Source organism: Streptomyces sp. NBC_01171, from assembly GCF_045039805.1.
In the GTDB taxonomy this organism is placed as follows: domain Bacteria; phylum Actinomycetota; class Actinomycetes; order Streptomycetales; family Streptomycetaceae; genus Streptomyces.
The window spans coordinates 4,017,161-4,034,386 of the sequence record NZ_CP108609.1 but is presented as its reverse complement, the minus strand read 5'-3'; the positions used below and the strand labels follow the sequence as shown (position 1 = coordinate 4,034,386).

General features: G+C 73.2%; 12 protein-coding genes. 8 read left to right on the top strand and 4 right to left on the bottom strand.

Going from position 1 to position 17,226, the window contains the following annotated elements:
* Positions 1 to 35: 35 nt before the first annotated feature.
* The 3 genes from OG448_RS18675 to OG448_RS18665 form a co-directional block, all read right to left on the bottom strand.
* Positions 36 to 1,523 (bottom strand): DUF5719 family protein, encoded by a 1,488-nt coding sequence (locus tag OG448_RS18675; RefSeq protein ID WP_405555239.1) that lies wholly within the window; start codon positions 1,521 to 1,523, stop codon positions 36 to 38.
* Positions 1,520 to 5,170, bottom strand: coding sequence for a glycosyltransferase (locus OG448_RS18670; protein ID WP_405555238.1), 3,651 nt, complete (start codon positions 5,168 to 5,170; stop codon positions 1,520 to 1,522). Before OG448_RS18670 ends, OG448_RS18675 begins: the two co-directional genes overlap by 4 nt.
* A gap of 202 nt (positions 5,171 to 5,372) precedes the next feature.
* A complete protein-coding gene (locus OG448_RS18665; RefSeq protein ID WP_030377564.1) occupies positions 5,373 to 5,636 on the bottom strand; it encodes a WhiB family transcriptional regulator in 264 nt (87 codons plus the stop codon).
* Between the two features lie 596 nt (positions 5,637 to 6,232).
* Between OG448_RS18665 and OG448_RS18660 the strand changes: the two genes are divergently transcribed.
* The 4 genes from OG448_RS18660 to OG448_RS18645 all read left to right on the top strand — a co-directional run bounded on the left by OG448_RS18660 (position 6,233) and on the right by OG448_RS18645 (position 10,139).
* Positions 6,233 to 6,739, top strand: coding sequence for a cysteine dioxygenase (locus tag OG448_RS18660; RefSeq protein WP_405555235.1), 507 nt, complete (start codon positions 6,233 to 6,235; stop codon positions 6,737 to 6,739).
* Between the two features lie 45 nt (positions 6,740 to 6,784).
* Entirely contained in the window at positions 6,785 to 7,744 is a 960-nt protein-coding gene (gene cofD, locus OG448_RS18655) for a 2-phospho-L-lactate transferase (protein ID WP_405555233.1), read from the top strand.
* Complete coding sequence (locus OG448_RS18650) at positions 7,741 to 9,042, top strand: coenzyme F420-0:L-glutamate ligase (RefSeq protein ID WP_405555232.1); 1,302 nt, start codon at positions 7,741 to 7,743, stop codon at positions 9,040 to 9,042. The genes cofD and OG448_RS18650 overlap by 4 nt, the downstream gene beginning before the upstream one ends.
* 86 nt (positions 9,043 to 9,128) lie before the next feature.
* On the top strand, positions 9,129 to 10,139 hold the full coding sequence (locus OG448_RS18645) for a DNA-3-methyladenine glycosylase family protein (protein WP_405555231.1): 1,011 nt from the start codon (positions 9,129 to 9,131) through the stop codon (positions 10,137 to 10,139).
* 7 nt (positions 10,140 to 10,146) lie between these two features.
* On the opposite strand, the gene OG448_RS18640 is transcribed toward OG448_RS18645, so the two are convergent.
* Positions 10,147 to 11,229 carry a sugar phosphate nucleotidyltransferase gene (locus OG448_RS18640; RefSeq protein WP_405555230.1) on the bottom strand — a complete coding sequence of 361 codons (1,083 nt, stop codon included), beginning with the start codon at positions 11,227 to 11,229 and terminating at the stop codon, positions 10,147 to 10,149.
* Positions 11,230 to 11,459: 230 nt separating this feature from the next.
* Between OG448_RS18640 and OG448_RS18635 the strand changes: the two genes are divergently transcribed.
* From OG448_RS18635 to OG448_RS18620, 4 genes are all read left to right on the top strand, one after another.
* The gene (locus tag OG448_RS18635; protein ID WP_405555228.1) at positions 11,460 to 12,215 is read left to right on the top strand and encodes a TIGR03089 family protein; all 756 of its coding nucleotides are present in this window, start codon (positions 11,460 to 11,462) and stop codon (positions 12,213 to 12,215) included.
* A gap of 60 nt (positions 12,216 to 12,275) precedes the next feature.
* Positions 12,276 to 13,502 carry an LCP family protein gene (locus OG448_RS18630; protein WP_405555226.1) on the top strand — a complete coding sequence of 409 codons (1,227 nt, stop codon included), beginning with the start codon at positions 12,276 to 12,278 and terminating at the stop codon, positions 13,500 to 13,502.
* Positions 13,503 to 13,736: 234 nt separating this feature from the next.
* Positions 13,737 to 15,482 carry an LCP family protein gene (locus OG448_RS18625; RefSeq protein WP_405555225.1) on the top strand — a complete coding sequence of 582 codons (1,746 nt, stop codon included), beginning with the start codon at positions 13,737 to 13,739 and terminating at the stop codon, positions 15,480 to 15,482.
* Positions 15,483 to 15,595: 113 nt separating this feature from the next.
* Positions 15,596 to 17,191: an LCP family protein gene (locus tag OG448_RS18620; protein WP_405555223.1), complete on the top strand. Its 1,596-nt coding sequence runs from the start codon at positions 15,596 to 15,598 to the stop codon at positions 17,189 to 17,191.
* Positions 17,192 to 17,226: the final 35 nt, after the last annotated feature.

The following is a 17,226-nucleotide window of genomic DNA, read 5'->3' as shown; positions in this document are numbered from 1 at the left end:
CGGCCGTCCCCCAGGGCGGCCGCCCGGCACTCGGTCTACCGCTGGAGCACCGACAGGTCCTGTTCCGCGCGGGGCACCGCGACCAGGCCGCGGTCGCTCGGCAGGGTCTGGATCGTGAAGCCGGGGACGCCGTCGGAGGAGCCCGTGAGGGTGCGGGCGGCGTAGACCGGGCCGCCGGAGACGGGTTCCACGGTCAGCGCGTAGGTGCCCTTGCCGCCCGTGGGGACGCTGATGTCCTGGCTGGTGCCGGACTTGATCGTGTACGTCTTCGTCGCGGGTGTGCCGCCGCCGCTGCCCGCCGATGCGGTGACCTTGACGGTGGCGTTGGCCGTGGGCGCGGTCAGGGACAGGGTGGTGCCCTTGGCGCTGTTGTCGGCGGCGGTGGCGCGGCGGCCGACGGGGGCGGTGGCGGGGATGTACGCCGTCTCCTGCGAGCTTCCCTTGCCGCGCACCACGCGCAGCGCCGCGACCACGGGGACCGCCTTGTCGGTGGGCGTGAGGATCAGCGAGCCCGGCTCGCCGCGGGTGACCGGGCCGAGGTCGACGGCGCTGGTCATGCCCGCCTTGACGTGCACGGTCTCGTTGCCGGCCGGGGTGATCGAGCCGTTCGGGGAAGCCAGGCGGACCTTGAGGTCGGCGTCGTCGTCGCCGGGGGTGAAGGCGACCAGGCGGACGTCGGTGGCGTCCTTGGGGATGCCGGGCAGGACCAGGCTGTCGGCCGGGTCGGCGGCCGCGGGCAGCCAGTCGCCGCCGCCCGCGTCGTCCTGGGCCTGCACCGTGGCGCCGACCCGGCCGCTGCGCACGCCGACGTGCACGGTCAGGTCGGTCTGCGGGTCGTCGGTGAGCGTGGAGAGCAGCACCGGCTCGCTGGAGTGCGGGGGCACGGTGATGCCGTCGGCCACCGTGGACTTCACGGCGCCGCCCTTGCCGTACAGCTTGATGTCGACGACGGCCGCCCCGTCGTCGGGGTTGGTGAGGTGGACGTAGTCGGTACGGCCCTTGGCGGTGCTGGCGCCGGGGAACCAGAAGTCGGTGTCGGCAGGGGTGCAGGTGACGCCCTGGAGGCCGCTTCCGGTGCCCGCGGCGATCCGGGTGGTCTCCTGGACGGTCCAGCCGGGCGCGTACTTGCCGTCGGCGGTGCCGATCAGGGCGGGCGTGTCGCTGCCCGAGGTGTCGCCCAGGGCCGGGGTGCCCGGCGGCTTGGGGGTGAGCACCGCCTTGTCCTTCTTGCCGGCGCCCTTGCCGCCCTTGCCGTCCGCGGACTGCTCGGCGGCCGCCTCCAGCGCGGCCTTGCCGCCGCTGCCCGCGCCCTGCGTGACGGGCGTGAACGACGTGTACGCGGTGTCGGCGATGTCGGAGAAGCTCGGCGCCGGGCACAGCAGGCCGGTGCGCTCCACGGGCCGCTCGGTGGCGCTGCCGGCCGCGCTCGTGCCGGAGGCGGCGGGCGGGTCGAAGGCGGCGAACCCGGTGACGGCGGCCAGGGCGACGGTGCAGGCGATCAGGGACAGGGTCGTGCGGTTCACTGCTGGCTCCCGTCGTGGCGCTCACTGCCGTCGCCGTAGGGCGGCTGCTGGGCGGGGTCGTAGCCCTGCGGGTGGGCCGCCGGGTCGTACGGCTGCTCCTGCTGCGCCCCGTACCCGTAGGGGTCGTAGGGCTGCTGGCCGTAGGGGTCGGGGTGGTACGCGCCCTGGTCGTACCCGGTGTTCTGGTACGGGGCCTGGTAGGGGTCGGCGGGGTAGGCCGCGTACTCGGGGTCGGCGTAGGTGTTCGTGCCGGTGTCCCAGTCGGCGTAGGGCTGCTGGTGCGGGATGACCGGCTGCTCCTGCTGTCCGTACGGCGGGACTTCCGGCCGCTCTTCGGCGGCCTCCGCGGTCTCCGCGGCCTCTTCCGTCTCCTCGGCCTCGGCCTGGGCGCGCAGGCGGCGGGCGCGGCGGCCCTCGCCCTCCATGGCCTGGGCCGGGACGGGCTGCTCCTCGGGGAGGTCGTCGTCGACGTCGCGGCGACGGCCGGGGAGGGCGAGGACGACCAGGAGGACGGCGAGCGCGCCCTGCACCCACAGCCAGACGGTGTGGGTGAACGGGGCGTCGTAGGTGACGTCCAGCTTGCCGCCGCCCGCGGGGAGTTCGAAGCCCTGGGCCCAGCCGTCGACGGTCCTGGGGGTGAGGGGCTTGCCGTCCAGGGTGGCGGTCCAGCCGTCGGAGACGGCGTCGGCCAGGCGCAGCACGCGGCCGCCCGAGCCATTGGGGACGGTGGTGTGGATCTCCACCGGGCCCGCGGCGACGGCCTGCGGGGTGCCGGAGCCGCCCGCGCCGATCAGGGTGGCGCGGGAGACCTCCCGGTCGACGCGCCACAGGGCGTTGCCGTTCTGCTGGCTAAGCCGGTTCAGGCCGGGCGTGGCGTCCAGGACGCGGGTGATCTGGCGGGGGGTGCCCTGGTGGACGAGGACGTAGCGGACGGCGAAGCCGCCGAGCTGGCCGGTCTGGTCGGCGCCGGAGCCCGCGACCAGGTTGGCGACGACCTTGTCCAGGCCGGTGTTGGACCCGTCGGCCGCGGCGATCTCGCCATCACCCATGCGGGCACCCGCGCCCCGGACCAGGGTGTAGCGCACCCGTGCGGCGGAGTCGCTGTCGAGGACCAGGGTGCGGGCCTGGTCGCGGGTGCCGGCGTCCTCGGCGACGAACGCGGGCACCTGAGCGGGGTCGCGGCGCTCCAGGGGGCCGTCGGCGCCCCGGATCATCCAGCCGGCGGCGGCGACCAGCGGGCCGACGGCGCAGGCCAGCGCGATCAGCGCGGCGACCGGCTGGCGCCAGCCGAAGCTCTGCTCGGCCACCCGCGCGCGTGCCCCGTCCGCGCCGAGCGCGGCGGCGGCCAGCAGGGCGATGCCGTAGACCAGGGTGGCCGGACCGGCCCAGGCGGAACGGTTGGCCAGCACCGCGAGCAGCAGCCCGGTCAGCGCGACGGCCCAGGCGGCGCGGATGCCCAACTGGCGCTCGGAGCGCAGCAGGGCGGCCAGCGCGGCCAGCACGATGCCGATGAACAGCAGGCCGGACAGGGTGCCGGGCCCACCGGGGCTGGTGCCCAGCAGGTCGGAGGCGGAAGCCGCCGAGGCACCGAAGTCCAGCCCGGCCTCGGTGAAGAAGCCGGTCGGCAGCAGGGTCAGCGACCAGGGCGCGAGGAGCAGCAGCGGGGTGCCGAGCTGGGCCAGGAAGCGCAGGAGGTGCGCGACCGGGTCGGAGCGGCGCAGCACGAGCACGCCGACGCCGAGGACCAGTGCGGCGGGCCAGACGACGGGGGTGAACGCCGTGGTGATGGTCAGCAGCAGCGCGTACGCCCAGGTGGCGCGCCAACTGCCGCGCGCGCCGGACGGGTTCGCGAGGCCGCTGGCGGCGACGCCCGCGCGGGCGATCAGCGGGAGCAGCACGGCGAGCACGGCGGTGCCGATGCGGCCCTGCGCCAGCGCGCCGGTGGTGGCGGGCAGGAAGGCGTACGCGATGGCCGTCCAGGCGCGCAGCAGCCGGGAGCTGACGAGGGGCCGGGAGGCGAAGTAGGCGGTGAGGCCGGCGAGCGGCACCGAGCAGACCAGCAGCACGGTGACCGCGAACCCGGTGGAGCCGAGGAAGAGCGAGGCGAGCGTCGCCACCACGGCGAGGTAGGGCGGCGCGGAGGTGGTGCTGCCGGCGCCGACCGGGTGCCAGGCATCCGCGAAGCGGGCCCACAGATCGCTCGCGCCGGGCGGGACGGGCAGCAGCGCGCCCCCCGCGAGGGCACCGCCGCCCAGCAGGGCGCGGCAGGCGGCCAGGGAGATCAGCAGCAGGGCGAGGAAGAGCACCGGGCCGGGTTTGCGGGCGATGCGCTTGAGCCGGGCGAACTGCTCGATCTCCAGGAAGTCGGCGTCGTCGCCGCCGGGTCCGGACTCGACCGCGCTGCCGTGGCGGCCGGCCGAGGTGTCGACGTCGGAGTTGCTGGAGAAGTTGGCGGCGACCTGCTCGGCCGTGGCGCGGATGGTGGCGCCGGGCGGCGGGAACAGCTGCCGCAGTTCGTCCTTGTCGATCTGGGAGGGGCCCCGGCTGCGGCGGGCGGCGAGGATGCGCTCGGGACGCAGCAGGACGCCCAGCAGGCCGCGGATCTCGTCGAGGGCCTGGCCGGGGACCTTGCCGACCAGGTAGGCGAGGGTGCGCAGCAGGGTGCCGAGAACCAGCCGGAGCAGCACCCAGGGCAGCGCGGCCGTGCGGGTGTTGGCGAGCAGGGTGTGGACGGCACCGGCCTTGTCGACCTTGTGCGGGGAGGCGGTGGTGCGGCCCGCGCAGTCGACGGTGCGGCGCTCGCGGGAGGCGGCCTCCGCGTGCCGGACGACGGCGTCTGGGGCGATGAGGACGCGGTAGCCCTCGGTGTGGGCGCGCCAGCACAGGTCGACGTCGTCGCGCATCAGGGGCAGCCGGCGGTCGAAGCCGCCGAGCCGCTCGAAGACGTCACGGCGGATCAGCATGCCCGCGGTGGAGACGGAGAGCACGGTGCGGACGTGGTCGTGCTGGCCCTGGTCCTGCTCGCGGCGGTCCAGACCGGTCCAGCGACGGCCGGAGTTGGCGATGGAGACGCCGACCTCCAGCAATTGCCTGCGGTCGTACCAGCCGCGGAGCTTGGGGCCGACCACGGCCACGTCGTCGCGGCCGAGTTCGAGTTCGTTGTCGACGACCCGCAGCATCTGGGCGAGCGCGCCGGGTTCGGGGGCGCAGTCGTCATGCAGCAGCCAGAGCCACTGGACCGGCTCACCGTACGGCAGTTCGGGCAGGTCGTAGGCGTCGTCGCGCCAGGTGCGGGTGGCCGGGTCCCAACTGTTCGGGCGCCTGAGGTAGGGCAGGTCGTCCGGGGTGAGGACGGGGGCGAGGCGGATGGCCTCGTCCACGGCCTGGCCGAAGCCGGTGCGCCGGGCCAGGTGGACGACGGCCTCGTCCCCCAGGGTCTCGGTGACCAGTTGGGCGGAGTCGTCCGCGCTGCCGGTGTCGGCCGCCACCGCGTACTGCACGGGGCGCTCCTGACTCAGCAGCCCGGCGAGCGCGTCGGGCAGCCAGCGGGCGCCGTCATGGGTGACGAGGACGGCCGTCACCACATGGCGCGGGAACTCAGGCGTGGCAGCGTCGTGTTGGGCTGCCGTATGGCTGTGCACGGACATCGAGGTACGGGCCCCGGTTCGATGGACTGCGGTGGACGCCTGTGCCCATCAAGGACAGCGGGGCGTCTCGGACGAGCGCCCACACTATCGGTCGGTCATGACGGCGGCCCGCCACCTGTGGACAACCCACGTGCGACCGGCCGTTCGCCCCGTATGCGTATGTGCCCGGCGGCCGTTCGCCGGCCGGCGGCGCGGGCGCCGGTCAGACGGCGGCCTTCTTCAGCCGGCGGCGCTCCCGCTCGGACAGGCCGCCCCAGATGCCGAAGCGCTCGTCGTTGGCGAGGGCGTACTCGAGGCACTCGGAGCGGACCTCGCAGGCGAGGCAGACCTTCTTCGCCTCTCTCGTGGAGCCGCCCTTCTCGGGGAAGAAGGACTCGGGATCGGTCTGGGCGCACAAAGCGCGCTCCTGCCAGCCGAGTTCCTCGTCCGCGTCGTCGACCAGCAGTTGCTCCACCAGCTCGGTCATGTGCGCCCCTCGTCTGTTCTTCACGTCCCCGTGCCTGGCCGGTCCCGGCCGAACGACACGAGTGAAATTACAAGTGTGCTGCTCCGAGCGAGTCAAGCCGAGATCTGCTATTGAGCCCGTTATTCACTCTGCGGAACCAAGGCCCTGCGTTAAGTGTTCAAATCCGCATAAACCTTGACACACGGCTGAGGACGCGGAGGGGCGCCGCCCGGATGTGCGCCATGTGTCCCGAGTACCGGGTGCACAAACCTTTCACCTGACAGATGCACCGGATGAGGTGAACGATGTCCCTCGAACCGGGCTCCGAGTTGACACAACAGGTATGAACCGCTGTGCTAGGGGGCATGCTCGCCGACTTCGCACCCACGACGACCCGCACCGCCGGGTCCCTCGGTGCTGCCGGCATGCGTTTCAGCTGTTGTTGCTGTCCCTGCTGTTGAGCCGACCGCGCTCCAGCGGACCCCGGGCCCACTCCGGCCCCGCGTGTCCCGCCGTTCCCGTATCCCTCAGGGGACACCCGCCCGTACGCCCGTGATCCGGGCCGGGGCCCAGCGACACCCAGCCACCGCCCCTCCGCCGAGGAACCCCACACCCCCATGAACAGCGACAACGACCTCCAGATCGCCGGTGACCTCCTCGAAGTCCCCCACCTGCTGCAGCCGCCCCGCGCGCACCCGGTGACCGTCGCCGAGTTCGCCGGACTGGCCCGCGCGGTCGCCGCCGACCGCGAACGGTGGGCGCACCTGGTCCGCTACGACGCCACCACCCGCTGGTACCACCGGCTGCGCACCGGCCCCGGCTACGAGGTGTGGCTGCTGTCCTGGGTGCCCGGCCAGGGCAGCGGGCCGCACGACCACGGCCGCTCCTCCGGCATCCTCACCGTGCTGGAGGGCACCCTGACCGAGCGCACCGACCGGGGCACCCGCACCCTCACCGCCGGCGCCCAGCGGGTCTTCGCGCCCGGCTATGTGCACGACGTGGTCAACGACGCGCTCGAGCCCGCGATCAGCCTGCACATCTACTACCCGGGCCTCACCGAGATGCCGATGCACACCTCACCGCACTGCGAGGCCCGCACGGAGCCGAGCCCGGCCGCGGTGTGATCACCGGGCGCACGGGCTGTCGGCGGCTGCTGACACACTGATCCCATGCGCATTGTGGTTCTGGCAGGCGGCATCGGCGGTGCCCGGTTCCTGCGCGGTCTGAAGCAGGCCGCCCCGGACGCGGACATCACGGTCATCGGCAACACCGGCGACGACATCCATCTCTTCGGGCTGAAGGTCTGTCCCGACCTCGACACCGTGATGTACACGCTCGGCGGCGGCATCAACGAGGAGCAGGGCTGGGGGCGGGCGGACGAGACCTTCCACATCAAGGAGGAGCTCGCGGCCTACGGTGCCGGACCGGGCTGGTTCGGACTCGGCGACCGGGACTTCGCCACCCACATCGTGCGGACCCAGATGCTGGGCGCCGGGTATCCGCTGAGCGCGGTCACCGAGGCGCTGTGCGACCGCTGGAAGCCGGGCGTGAAGCTGATCCCGATGACCGACGACCGGGTGGAGACCCACGTCGCCGTCGACCTCGACGGGGAGCGCAAGGCGGTCCACTTCCAGGAGTACTGGGTCCGGCTGCGCGCCTCGGTGCCCGCCGAGGCGGTCGTGCCGGTCGGTGCCGAGCAGGCCAAGCCCGCGCCCGGTGTGCTGGAGGCCATCGCGGAGGCCGACGTGATCCTCTTCCCGCCGTCCAACCCGGTGGTGTCCGTGGGCACGATCCTCTCGGTGCCCGGCATCCGGGAGGCCATCGCGGAGGCCGGCGTCCCGGTGGTCGGGCTCTCCCCCATCGTCGGTGACGCGCCGGTGCGCGGGATGGCCGACAAGGTGCTCGCCGCCGTCGGCGTGGAGTCCACCGCCGCCGCGGTCGCCGCGCACTACGGCTCGGGGCTGCTGGACGGCTGGCTCGTCGACACCGTGGACGCGGGCTCGGTGGAGACGGTGGAGGCGGCCGGCATCCGCTGCCGTGCCGTCCCGCTGATGATGAGCGACCTGGACGCGACCGCCGCGATGGCGCGCGAGGCGCTGGAGCTGGCCGGGGAGGTGCGGACCGCGTGACCGGGTACCGGGTCTGGGCGCCCTCCGGGCTGCCCGAGGTGGTGCCGGGCGACGACCTGGCCAAGCTGATCGCCGCGGCCGAGCCGGGGCTGGCCGACGGGGACGTGCTGCTCGTCACCTCCAAGATCGTCTCCAAGGCCGAGGGACGGATCGTGCGGGCCGCCGACCGGGAGGCCGCGATCGACGCCGAGACGGTGCGCGTGGTGGCCCGGCGCGGTCCGCTGCGCATCGTGGAGAACCGGCAGGGCCTGGTCATGGCCGCCGCCGGGGTCGACGCGTCCAACACCGCCGAGGGCACCGTGCTGCTGCTGCCCGAGGACCCGGACGCCGCCGCGCGGGCGATCCGCGAGGGCCTGCGGGAGGCGCTCGGCGTCACCGTGGGCGTGATCGTCACCGACACCTTCGGCCGCCCCTGGCGCGCCGGGCTCACCGACGTGGCCATCGGCGCGGCCGGGGTGCGGGTCCTGGACGACCTGCGCGGCGGCACCGACGCGCACGGCAACCCGCTCTCCGCGACCGTCGTCGCCACCGCCGACGAACTCGCCTCGGCCGGTGACCTGATCAAGGGCAAGGCGTCGGGCCTGCCGGTGGCGGTCGTACGCGGCCTGCCCCATGTGGTCACCGACGCGGCCGAGCAGGGCGAGGGGGCGCGGGCGATGGTGCGCTCCGCGCGGGACGACATGTTCCGGCTCGGCACCTCCGAGGCGGTACGGGAGGCGCTGAGCCTGCGCCGTACCGTGCGGGCCTTCACCGACGAGCCGGTCGACCCCGGCTCGGTGCGCCGGGCGGTGGCCGCCGCCGTGACGGCGCCCGCCCCGCACCACACCACGCCGTGGCGGTTCGTGCTGCTGGAGTCGGCCGAGTCCCGGCTCCGCCTGCTGGACGCGATGCGGGACGCCTGGATCGCCGACCTGCGCCGGGACGGCAAGAGCGAGGAGTCCATCGCCAAGCGGGTCCGGCGCGGAGACGTGCTGCGCAACGCGCCGTACCTGGCCGTGCCCTGCCTGGTCATGGACGGCTCGCACACCTACGGGGACGCGCGGCGGGACGCGGCCGAGCGGGAGATGTTCGTGGTCGCCACGGGCGCGGGTGTGCAGAACTTCCTCGTCGCGCTGGCCGGGGAGCGGCTGGGCTCGGCCTGGGTGTCGTCCACGATGTTCTGCCGTGACGTGGTCCGCGAGGTGCTGGACCTGCCCGCCGGCTGGGACCCGATGGGCGCGGTGGCGATCGGTCACCCGGCCCAGGAACCGCCGGCCCGTCCCGCGCGGGAGGCGGGGGCCTTCATCGAGGTGCGCTGAACCCGGGACCGCTGAAGGGCCGGGACAAAAAGGCCCTAGTCTCATAGGGCACCCCCGGCCCATCCGCACCCCTAGGACCTCTCCCCGTGGCAGGACGTTTCGCCCCCCGGCCCCCGTCGCACGCGACCGTGCGCGACGCGGTTCCGGCACCCGTGGTGCCCCGGCAGGCGGCCGGACCCCGGGTGCGGACGTGGGTGCCCGAGGGGCCGTACGACCTCGGACTGGTGCTGGGCCCGCTGCGGCGCGGCGGCGGTGACCCGACGTTCCGCGCGACGCGCGACGGCTCGGTGTGGCGGGCCACCCGTACCCCTGCCGGGCCGGGCACGCTGCGCGTGTACGTGTCCGGCGGCGAGGTGCACGGCCAGGCGTGGGGGCCCGGCGCCGACTGGCTGCTGGACCGGCTGCCCGAGCTGCTGGGCGCCGCCGACGAGCCCGCCGTCTTCGAGCCCCGGCACCGGCTGGTCGCCCTCGCCCGGCACCGGCGCCCCGGACTGCGGCTGACCCGGACCGGGCTGGTGCTGGAGTCGCTCATCCCCTCGGTGCTGGAGCAGAAGGTCACCGCCGACGAGGCGTACCGGGCGTGGCGGCGGCTGGTGAGCTGGTTCGGGGAGCCCGCGCCGGGCCCGGCCGGTACGGGCGAGCGCCCGATGTGGGTGATGCCCGCGCCCCGGACCTGGGCGCTGATCCCGTCCTGGGAGTGGCACCGGGCGGGCGTGGACGACAAGCGCGCCTCCACCATCCTGCGGGCCGTCCGGCTGGCCGCGCGGCTGGAGCAGACGGTGGGGCTGCCCCCGGCCGAGGCGCGGGCCCGCCTGGAGGTCGTCCCCGGCATCGGCCCGTGGACGTCGGCCGAGGTGGTGCAGCGCAGCCATGGCGCGCCGGACGCGGTGACCACGGGCGATCTGCACCTGCCCCGCATCGTCGGCTGGGCGCTGGCCGGGAACCGGGACGCGGACGACGCGGAGATGCTGCGCCTGCTGGAGCCGTACGCCCCCGAGGGCCAGCGCCACCGGGCCGCCCGCTACGTCCTGCTCAGCGGCAACACCCCGCCGCGCCGGCACCCGAAGATGCGGAAGACGGACATCGGCAAGTGGTGAACCGGGGTCACTGGTCCGAGGAGAACCTGACCGCCCCGGCCGGGATGCGCGCGTCGCACCACACCCGGACCCCGTCCCGCAGCTCGTTGTCGGCTCCGACCACGGCGCCGTCCCCGACCACCGCGCCGGTGAGGACGGACCGTTCGCCCACGCGGGCCCGGCTGCCGATGAGGGAGTCGGTGACGACCGCGCCGGGCTCGATGACCGCGCCCGGCAGGATCGTGGAGCCGCACACCCGCGCCCCCTCGGCGACGAACGCGCCCTCGCCCACCACCGTGCCCCCGGTCAGCTTGGCGTCCGGCGCGACCCTGGCCGTCGGCAGGATCAGCCGGTCTCCGCGCCGGCCGGGCACGGCGGGTGAGGGCGCGCGGCCCATGACGAGGTCGGCGGAGCCCCGGACGAAGGCGGCCGGGGTGCCGAGGTCGAGCCAGTAGGTGGAGTCGACCATGCCCTGGAGGTGCGCCCCGGCGGCCAGCAGGTCCGGGAAGGTCTCGCGCTCCACGGACACCGGGCGCCCGGCGGGGATGGTGTCGATGACGGAGCGGCGGAAGACGTAGGCACCCGCGTTGATCTGGTCGGTGACGATCTCCTCGGGCGTCTGCGGCTTCTCCAGGAAGGCCAGCACGCGGCCGGTGTCGTCGGTGGGGACCAGTCCGTAGGCGCGGGGGTCGGTGACCTGGGTCAGGTGCAGGGAGACATCGGCGCCGGTGGACTCGTGGGTGTCGACCAGGGCCCGGATGTCGAGGCCGGTGAGGATGTCGCCGTTGAAGATCAGGACGGGCTCGTCCGGGCCGGAGTGCAGCCGTTCGGCGACGTTGCGGATGGCGCCGCCGGTGCCCAGCGGCTCCTTCTCGGTGACGTACTCCAGGTGGAGCCCGAGGGCGGAACCGTCGCCGAAGTGGGGTTCGAAGACCTCGGCGAGGTAGCTGGTGGCGAGGACGATGTGGTCCACGCCCGCGGCTCTCGCTCTCGCCAGTTGGTGCGTGAGGAACGGCACCCCGGCCGCCGGGACCATGGGCTTGGGCGTGTGCACCGTGAGCGGCCGCAGCCGCGTGCCCTTGCCGCCGACCAGGAGGATCGCTTCTGTCACCTGTCGTCTCCGCTTCCTGCCGGGACCGGCGGAACGTCTCGTTTTCGGCCGGCCAGTGTAGGCAGACGGTGCGGTGCCGGCCCTCGATGGCCGCGCGGTGTCGGGCGGATCGGCGGGCGCCGTCCCCCGGCCGTACGCGTCCGCACGGGCGAGTGGCAGCCGGACACCGGCCGCAGGCACCGGTGCTGAGCGGCCGTCGGGCGCGGCTCCGCCCGCGTACCCTTGCGCGGATGAACGCCACCGATCGCACCCCAGCCGGCCTGCTGCGTTCCGCGCTCGCCGCGGACGCCGGACGCCCCCTGGTGACCTTCTACGACGACGCCACGGGCGAACGCGTCGAGCTGTCCGTCGCCACCTTCGCCAACTGGGTGGCCAAGACCGCCAATCTGCTCCAGGGCGAGCTGTCCGTGGCCCCCGGAGACCGGGTGGCGCTGCTGCTGCCCGCGCACTGGCAGACGGCCGTCTGGCTGCTGGCGTGCTCGTCGGTGGGCGCGGTGGCCGACGTGTCCGGGAACCCGGCCGCGGCCGACGTGGTGGTCAGCGGGCCGGACACGCTGGAGGAGGCGCGGGCCTGCCGGGGCGAGCGGGTCGCGCTGGCGCTGCGTCCGCTGGGTGGGCGGTTCCCGCAGACGCCGGAAGGCTTCATGGACTACGCCGCCGAAGTGCCGGGCCAGGGCGACCAGTTCGCCCCGTTCGCGCCGGTGGACCCGGAGGAGCCCGCGCTGATCGTGGCCGGGGCCGAGTTCAGCGCGGCCGAGGTGGTGGAGCGGGCGCTCGCCGACGTGCCCGACCTGGACCTCACCGGGCCGGGCTCCCGGCTGCTGTCGGGGCTGCCGTACGACACCTGGGCCGGGCTGAGCGCGGGGCTGTACGCGCCGCTGGCCGCCGGGGGCTCGGTGGTGCTGTGCCGCAACCTCGACAAGCTGCCCGCCGACGCGCTGGCGCAGCGCATCGACACCGAGCGGGTGACCGCCTCCCGGCACTAGACACCCCCTGGGTCACCCGCCCGGCCCAGCAAAGGGCGGCTCGGGGATGTCCGCGCCGCCATGGTCGTAGGAGCAGGACGTGACGCCCGGACGACCGCGAGGGGTGGTGCCGCCGTGCCCGAGAGCGCGGACGACTCGGCCGTGCCCGGCGGCTCGGCCACCGGGGACGGGCTCGCGCGGCGGCGCCGACGGCGGTGGCTGAGGGGCGGCGCGATCGGCGCGGCTGTGCTGCTCCTGGCGGCGGGCGGGGCCGGCTGGGCGCTGTACGCCCGGCTCAGCGACAACATCACCCCCGACGAGGCGGCCGCGCGCGAGCTGGCCCGCTACGACAAGGAGCGCCCCACCGCGCTGGTGTCGGGTGCCCAGAACATCCTGCTGATCGGCACCGACACCCGGGCCGGGAGCGGCAACGAGCAGTACGGGCGGGACTCGGGCACGGAGCGCTCGGACACCACGATCCTGCTCCACCTGGCGGCCGACCGGCGCAGCGCCACCGCCGTCTCGCTCCCCCGCGACCTGATGGTGCGCGTCCCGGCCTGCCCGCGCACCGGCGGCGGGCGGACCGAACCGTCGTTCGCCATGTTCAACACCGCCTTCCAGGTCGGTGGTTCGGCCTGCACCATCCGTACCGTCGAGGAGCTGACCGGCATCCGGGTCGACCACCACATGGTCGTCGACTTCAGCGGGTTCAAGCAGATGGTGGACGCCGTCGACGGGGTGCGGGTGTGCCTCAGCGAGCCGATCGACGACAAGGCGGCCAAGCTCAAGCTGCCCGCCGGCCGGGTCACCCTGAACGGCGAGCAGGCGCTCGGCTACGTACGGGCCCGCAAGTCGCTGGGGGACGGCAGCGACACCGACCGGATGGACCGCCAGCAGCGGTTCCTCGGCGCGCTGGTGGAGAAGGTGAGCGGCGACGGCGTCCTGCTGAACCCCGTGAAGCTGTATCCGGTGCTGGACGCGGCGACCTCGGCGCTCACCACCGACCCCGAACTGGCCAGTCTGCGGGGCTTGTACCGGTTGGTCCGGGGAGTGCGCGACATCCCCACCGAACATGTGCGCTTCCTCACCGCTCCGCGCGAGGCGTATGTATACGACTCCGACCGTGACCAACTGGTGCAGCCCCAGGCCGGGGAACTGTTCTCCCGGCTGCGCGCGGACCGGCCCGTCGAAGTGGCGGACACTTCACCGGAAAACGGCGGTAAGTCCCTCGGCGACAACGCGGGAATCTCCCCTTCGGCCACCCCTACGTACCGGGGCAGCACAGCCGCCGCGCACACGTGTGAGTAATCCCCACACCAAATCGGCGAACTTTTGTTCAGAGGAATGAGCGGGATTGCCCAGTTCTAAGGACGTGGAATTCGTCACCGGCGTCGCTCGACCCTGAACAGGGCGGATAGTGTGAGCGATCCGGTGCACCCCGGCCCGTGAGGTCCGTCCTCCGACCGCGCACCGTTTCACCGAGACCCGAGCGCCTACGAGGGGGAAGGCGCCGCGTGGCCCCGACGGAGGATTCGGACAACCGTGGACGCGCAAAGCCGTGGGCGGGCGGAGAACATCGACCCCGCAGACCAGTGGGTACTCAATCCGAACACCGGCGAATACGAACTGCGACTGAGCAATTCCGCACCGCAGTCACCGGTTCCCGGACCGCGGGCCTCCCGGCGCGGCCGCCCCGCTGATCCCGAGGCCGAGCGCGGCCGGGGCGGCGCGGCGGTACGGGAGGCTCCGGAGCGCGGTGCCGAGGTGCCGCATCCGCGCCGCCGCAGGGGGGCCGAGCCGGAGCCGCCGCCGGGGCGGCGCAACCGGCGCCCGGTGAAGAAGAAGTCGAAGACCAAGAAGATCGTGGCCTGGACCGGCGGCGGTCTGGCGCTGGTGCTGGTCGCCACCGGCTCGGCGGGCTACCTCTACCTCAAGCATCTCGAGGGCAACGTCTCCGCGACCGACGTCGGCAGCGCGGCGAAGCAGGGCTTCAGCAAGGACGACGCCTTCAACATACTGATCATCGGCACCGACAAGCGCACCGGCGCCGGCAACGAGGGGTACGGCGACAAGAACAGCGTCGGCCACGCGGACACCAACATCCTGCTGCACGTCGCCAAGGACCGGACCAACGCGACGGCGCTGAGCATCCCCCGCGACATGATCGTGGATGTGCCGGACTGCGAGACCGTCCAGCCCGACGGCAGCAAGAAGGTCATCCCCGGCTCCAGCCAGGTCCGCTTCAACACCAGCCTCGGCCAGGAGGGCCGGGACGCGGGCTGCACGATGCGTACGGTGAAGGCGGTCACGGGCATCACGCCGGACCACTTCATGATGGTCGACTTCAACGCGGTCAAGACGCTGACCTCGGCGGTCGGCGGCGTCAAGGTCTGCCTGAAGCACGCGGTGAACGACAAGGACTCCCACCTGGAGCTGCCCGCCGGCGAGTCCAAGATCGAGGGCGAGCAGGCGCTGGCGTTCGTCCGTACCCGGCACGCCTGGGGCAACCAGGGCGACCTGGACCGGATCAAGGTGCAGCAGCAGTTCATGGGTTCGCTGATGCGGGACATGTCCTCCAGCGACACCCTGACCAACCCGCGCAAGCTGCTGGACCTCGCCGAGGCGGCGACCAACGCGCTCACCGTCGACCAGGGCATCAAGACCGTGAGCACGCTCAAGGACATCGCGCTGGAGATGAAGAAGGTCCCGCCGAAGAACATCACCTTCCTCACGGTGCCGGTGATCGACAATCCGGCGGAGAAGGTGCACGCGACCGTCGTGGTCAACCAGACCACGGGCCCGGAGATCTTCGACGCCATCAACAACGACGTCTCCTTCACCGACGTCAAGAAGAAGGAGAAGGCCGCCAAGGACGCCCAGGCCGCCCGGCTGAAGGGCAGTAGGTCGGCGCCGTCCGACGTGCGGGTGCGCATCATGAACGGCGGCGCGGCCGACGGCGCCGCGCAGGATGTCGTGAACTGGATGCAGACCGAGAAGGGCATCCTCAAGTCGGAGAACGCGGGCAACGCCCCGGCCGAGGTGAGCAGGACGACGCTGGAGTACGCGCCCGACCAGGCACCGCAGGCACGCGAACTGGCCGCCCTTATGGGCCTGTCCGGCTCGGCGCTGAAGCCGGGTAAGAGCGTCACCAACGCCCAGGGTCTGCCCACGATGTCGCTGACACTGGGCAAGGACTTCAAGGGCGCGGGTGTCTCGCTCACCGCACCGGCCAAAGCACCGGACGTGAGCAACAAGTCCACGGCCGACAAGGTGGAGTGCGCCTCTTAGGTAACCCAATGGGCCCGTCGTGCGTCTAACTCGGCGCGGGACGGGCCCGTTTGCTGCGTGTGTGGTGGAAGGACGGGGAGTTGTCGCAAAGTCGGGTTCGGGGGAGGGGTTCGGTGGCGCAGGACACCAGAGAGCGCGCGCCGAGGGCCGGGGGCCCGCGCGACGGAGGCGCCGGCGGCCGGCGCCGTAATGGGAAACGGGACGGACGGCCAGGCGGCCGGCGCGCGCTGCGCTGGTCGGCGAGTGTGCTGGCGCTGCTGATACTCGGCACGGCCGGCGCCGGATACCTCTACTACCAGCATCTCAACGGCAACATCCAGAAGGGTGCGCGCAGCGGCAGCGACGACTCCCGGGCCCAGCGCACCCGGCCCAACGCGGCCGGCCAGACCCCGCTGAACATCCTGCTGATCGGCTCCGACAGCCGTGCCTCGGCGGAGAACGTGAAGCTCGGCGGCAGCAAGGACAACCGCAGCAACCCGCCCCTCGGTGACGTGCAGATGCTGATCCACGTCTCCGCGGACCGGAAGAGCGCCGCCATGGTGAGCATCCCCCGCGACACCCGCGTGGACATCCCCGAGTGCAAGGACGCCAAGACCGGACGGGTCTACCCGGCGACCAACGACATCATCAACACCACGCTCGCCCGGGGCGGCGCCGGCTGCACGCTGGCGACCTGGGAGAACCTCACCGGGGTCTACATCGACCACTGGATGACGATCGACTTCGCCGGTGTGGTGCGGATGGCGGACGCGATCCGCGGGGTCGACGTGTGCGTCAACCAGAACGTCTGGGACCGCTCCACCGCCGCCCAGCGCGGCGGCTCCGGCCTGAAGATGACGGCGGGGACCCACAAGGTCAAGGGCGAGCAGGCCCTCCAGTGGCTGCGCACCCGGCACGCCTGGGGCAGCGACGTGATGCGCGCCCGCGCCCAGCACATGTACCTGAACTCGATGATCCGGACGCTCAAGGGCCAGAACGTCTTCACCGACAGCGGCCGGCTGATGGACCTCGCCGAGGCGGCCACCAAGTCCCTGACGGTGTCCGACGAGATCAGCAGCGTCAAGAAGCTGTACGACCTCGGCATGGAGCTGAAGGCGGTACCGACCAACCGGATCACCTCGGTGACGATGCCGAACATCGAGGACCCGTCGAACAGTTCGCACGTGCTCCCCGCCCAGGGCAGCGCCGACAAGCTGTGGCAGATGCTCCGCGAGGACGTGTCGCTCGACAAGAACGGCAAGCCGGCCAAGAAGAAGGCCGCGGACGCCGAGCCCGCCAAGGCGCCCTCCGCCGCTCCCGAGCGGCTCGGGGTGCAGGTGCAGAACGGCACCCGCAGCGACACGCTGGCCCCGGTCAGCGGTCGCGCCCGCGCGGTGGCGAGCGCCCTGGGCGCCAAGGGGTACTCCCAGGCCCAGGCGGACACCTCGGCGGCGCCGTCCGCCGACGAGACGGTGGTGCGCTACCCGAGCGCCGACCTGGAGGGCGACGCCCAGGCAGTGGCCAAGGCGCTGGGTATCCCGGCGAAACAGGTGGAACGTTCCACCGACGTCTCCGGCGTGACCGTCGTGGTCGGCGCGGACTGGCGCACCGGCGACTCGTATCCCAAGAAGGCCGCCCCGAAGGCCGGCGACCTGCCCACCGGTACGGACGCCATCAACGGCTCCGACGACAAGTCCTGCATGGACGTGTACGAGCCGTACCGCTGGTAGCCGGTCGACACGAAAAGGGCCCCTCCCGGCTGCGG

Coding starts and splice junctions, on each gene's coding strand:
- cofD (WP_405555233.1), top strand. CDS start 6,785: ATGCGCATTGTGGTTCTGGCAGGCGGCATCGGCGGTGCCCGGTTCCTG.
- OG448_RS18635 (WP_405555228.1), top strand. CDS start 11,460: ATGAACGCCACCGATCGCACCCCAGCCGGCCTGCTGCGTTCCGCGCTC.
- OG448_RS18670 (WP_405555238.1), bottom strand. CDS start 5,170: ATGTCCGTGCACAGCCATACGGCAGCCCAACACGACGCTGCCACGCCT.
- OG448_RS18665 (WP_030377564.1), bottom strand. CDS start 5,636: ATGACCGAGCTGGTGGAGCAACTGCTGGTCGACGACGCGGACGAGGAA.
- OG448_RS18660 (WP_405555235.1), top strand. CDS start 6,233: ATGAACAGCGACAACGACCTCCAGATCGCCGGTGACCTCCTCGAAGTC.
- OG448_RS18630 (WP_405555226.1), top strand. CDS start 12,276: ATGGTCGTAGGAGCAGGACGTGACGCCCGGACGACCGCGAGGGGTGGT.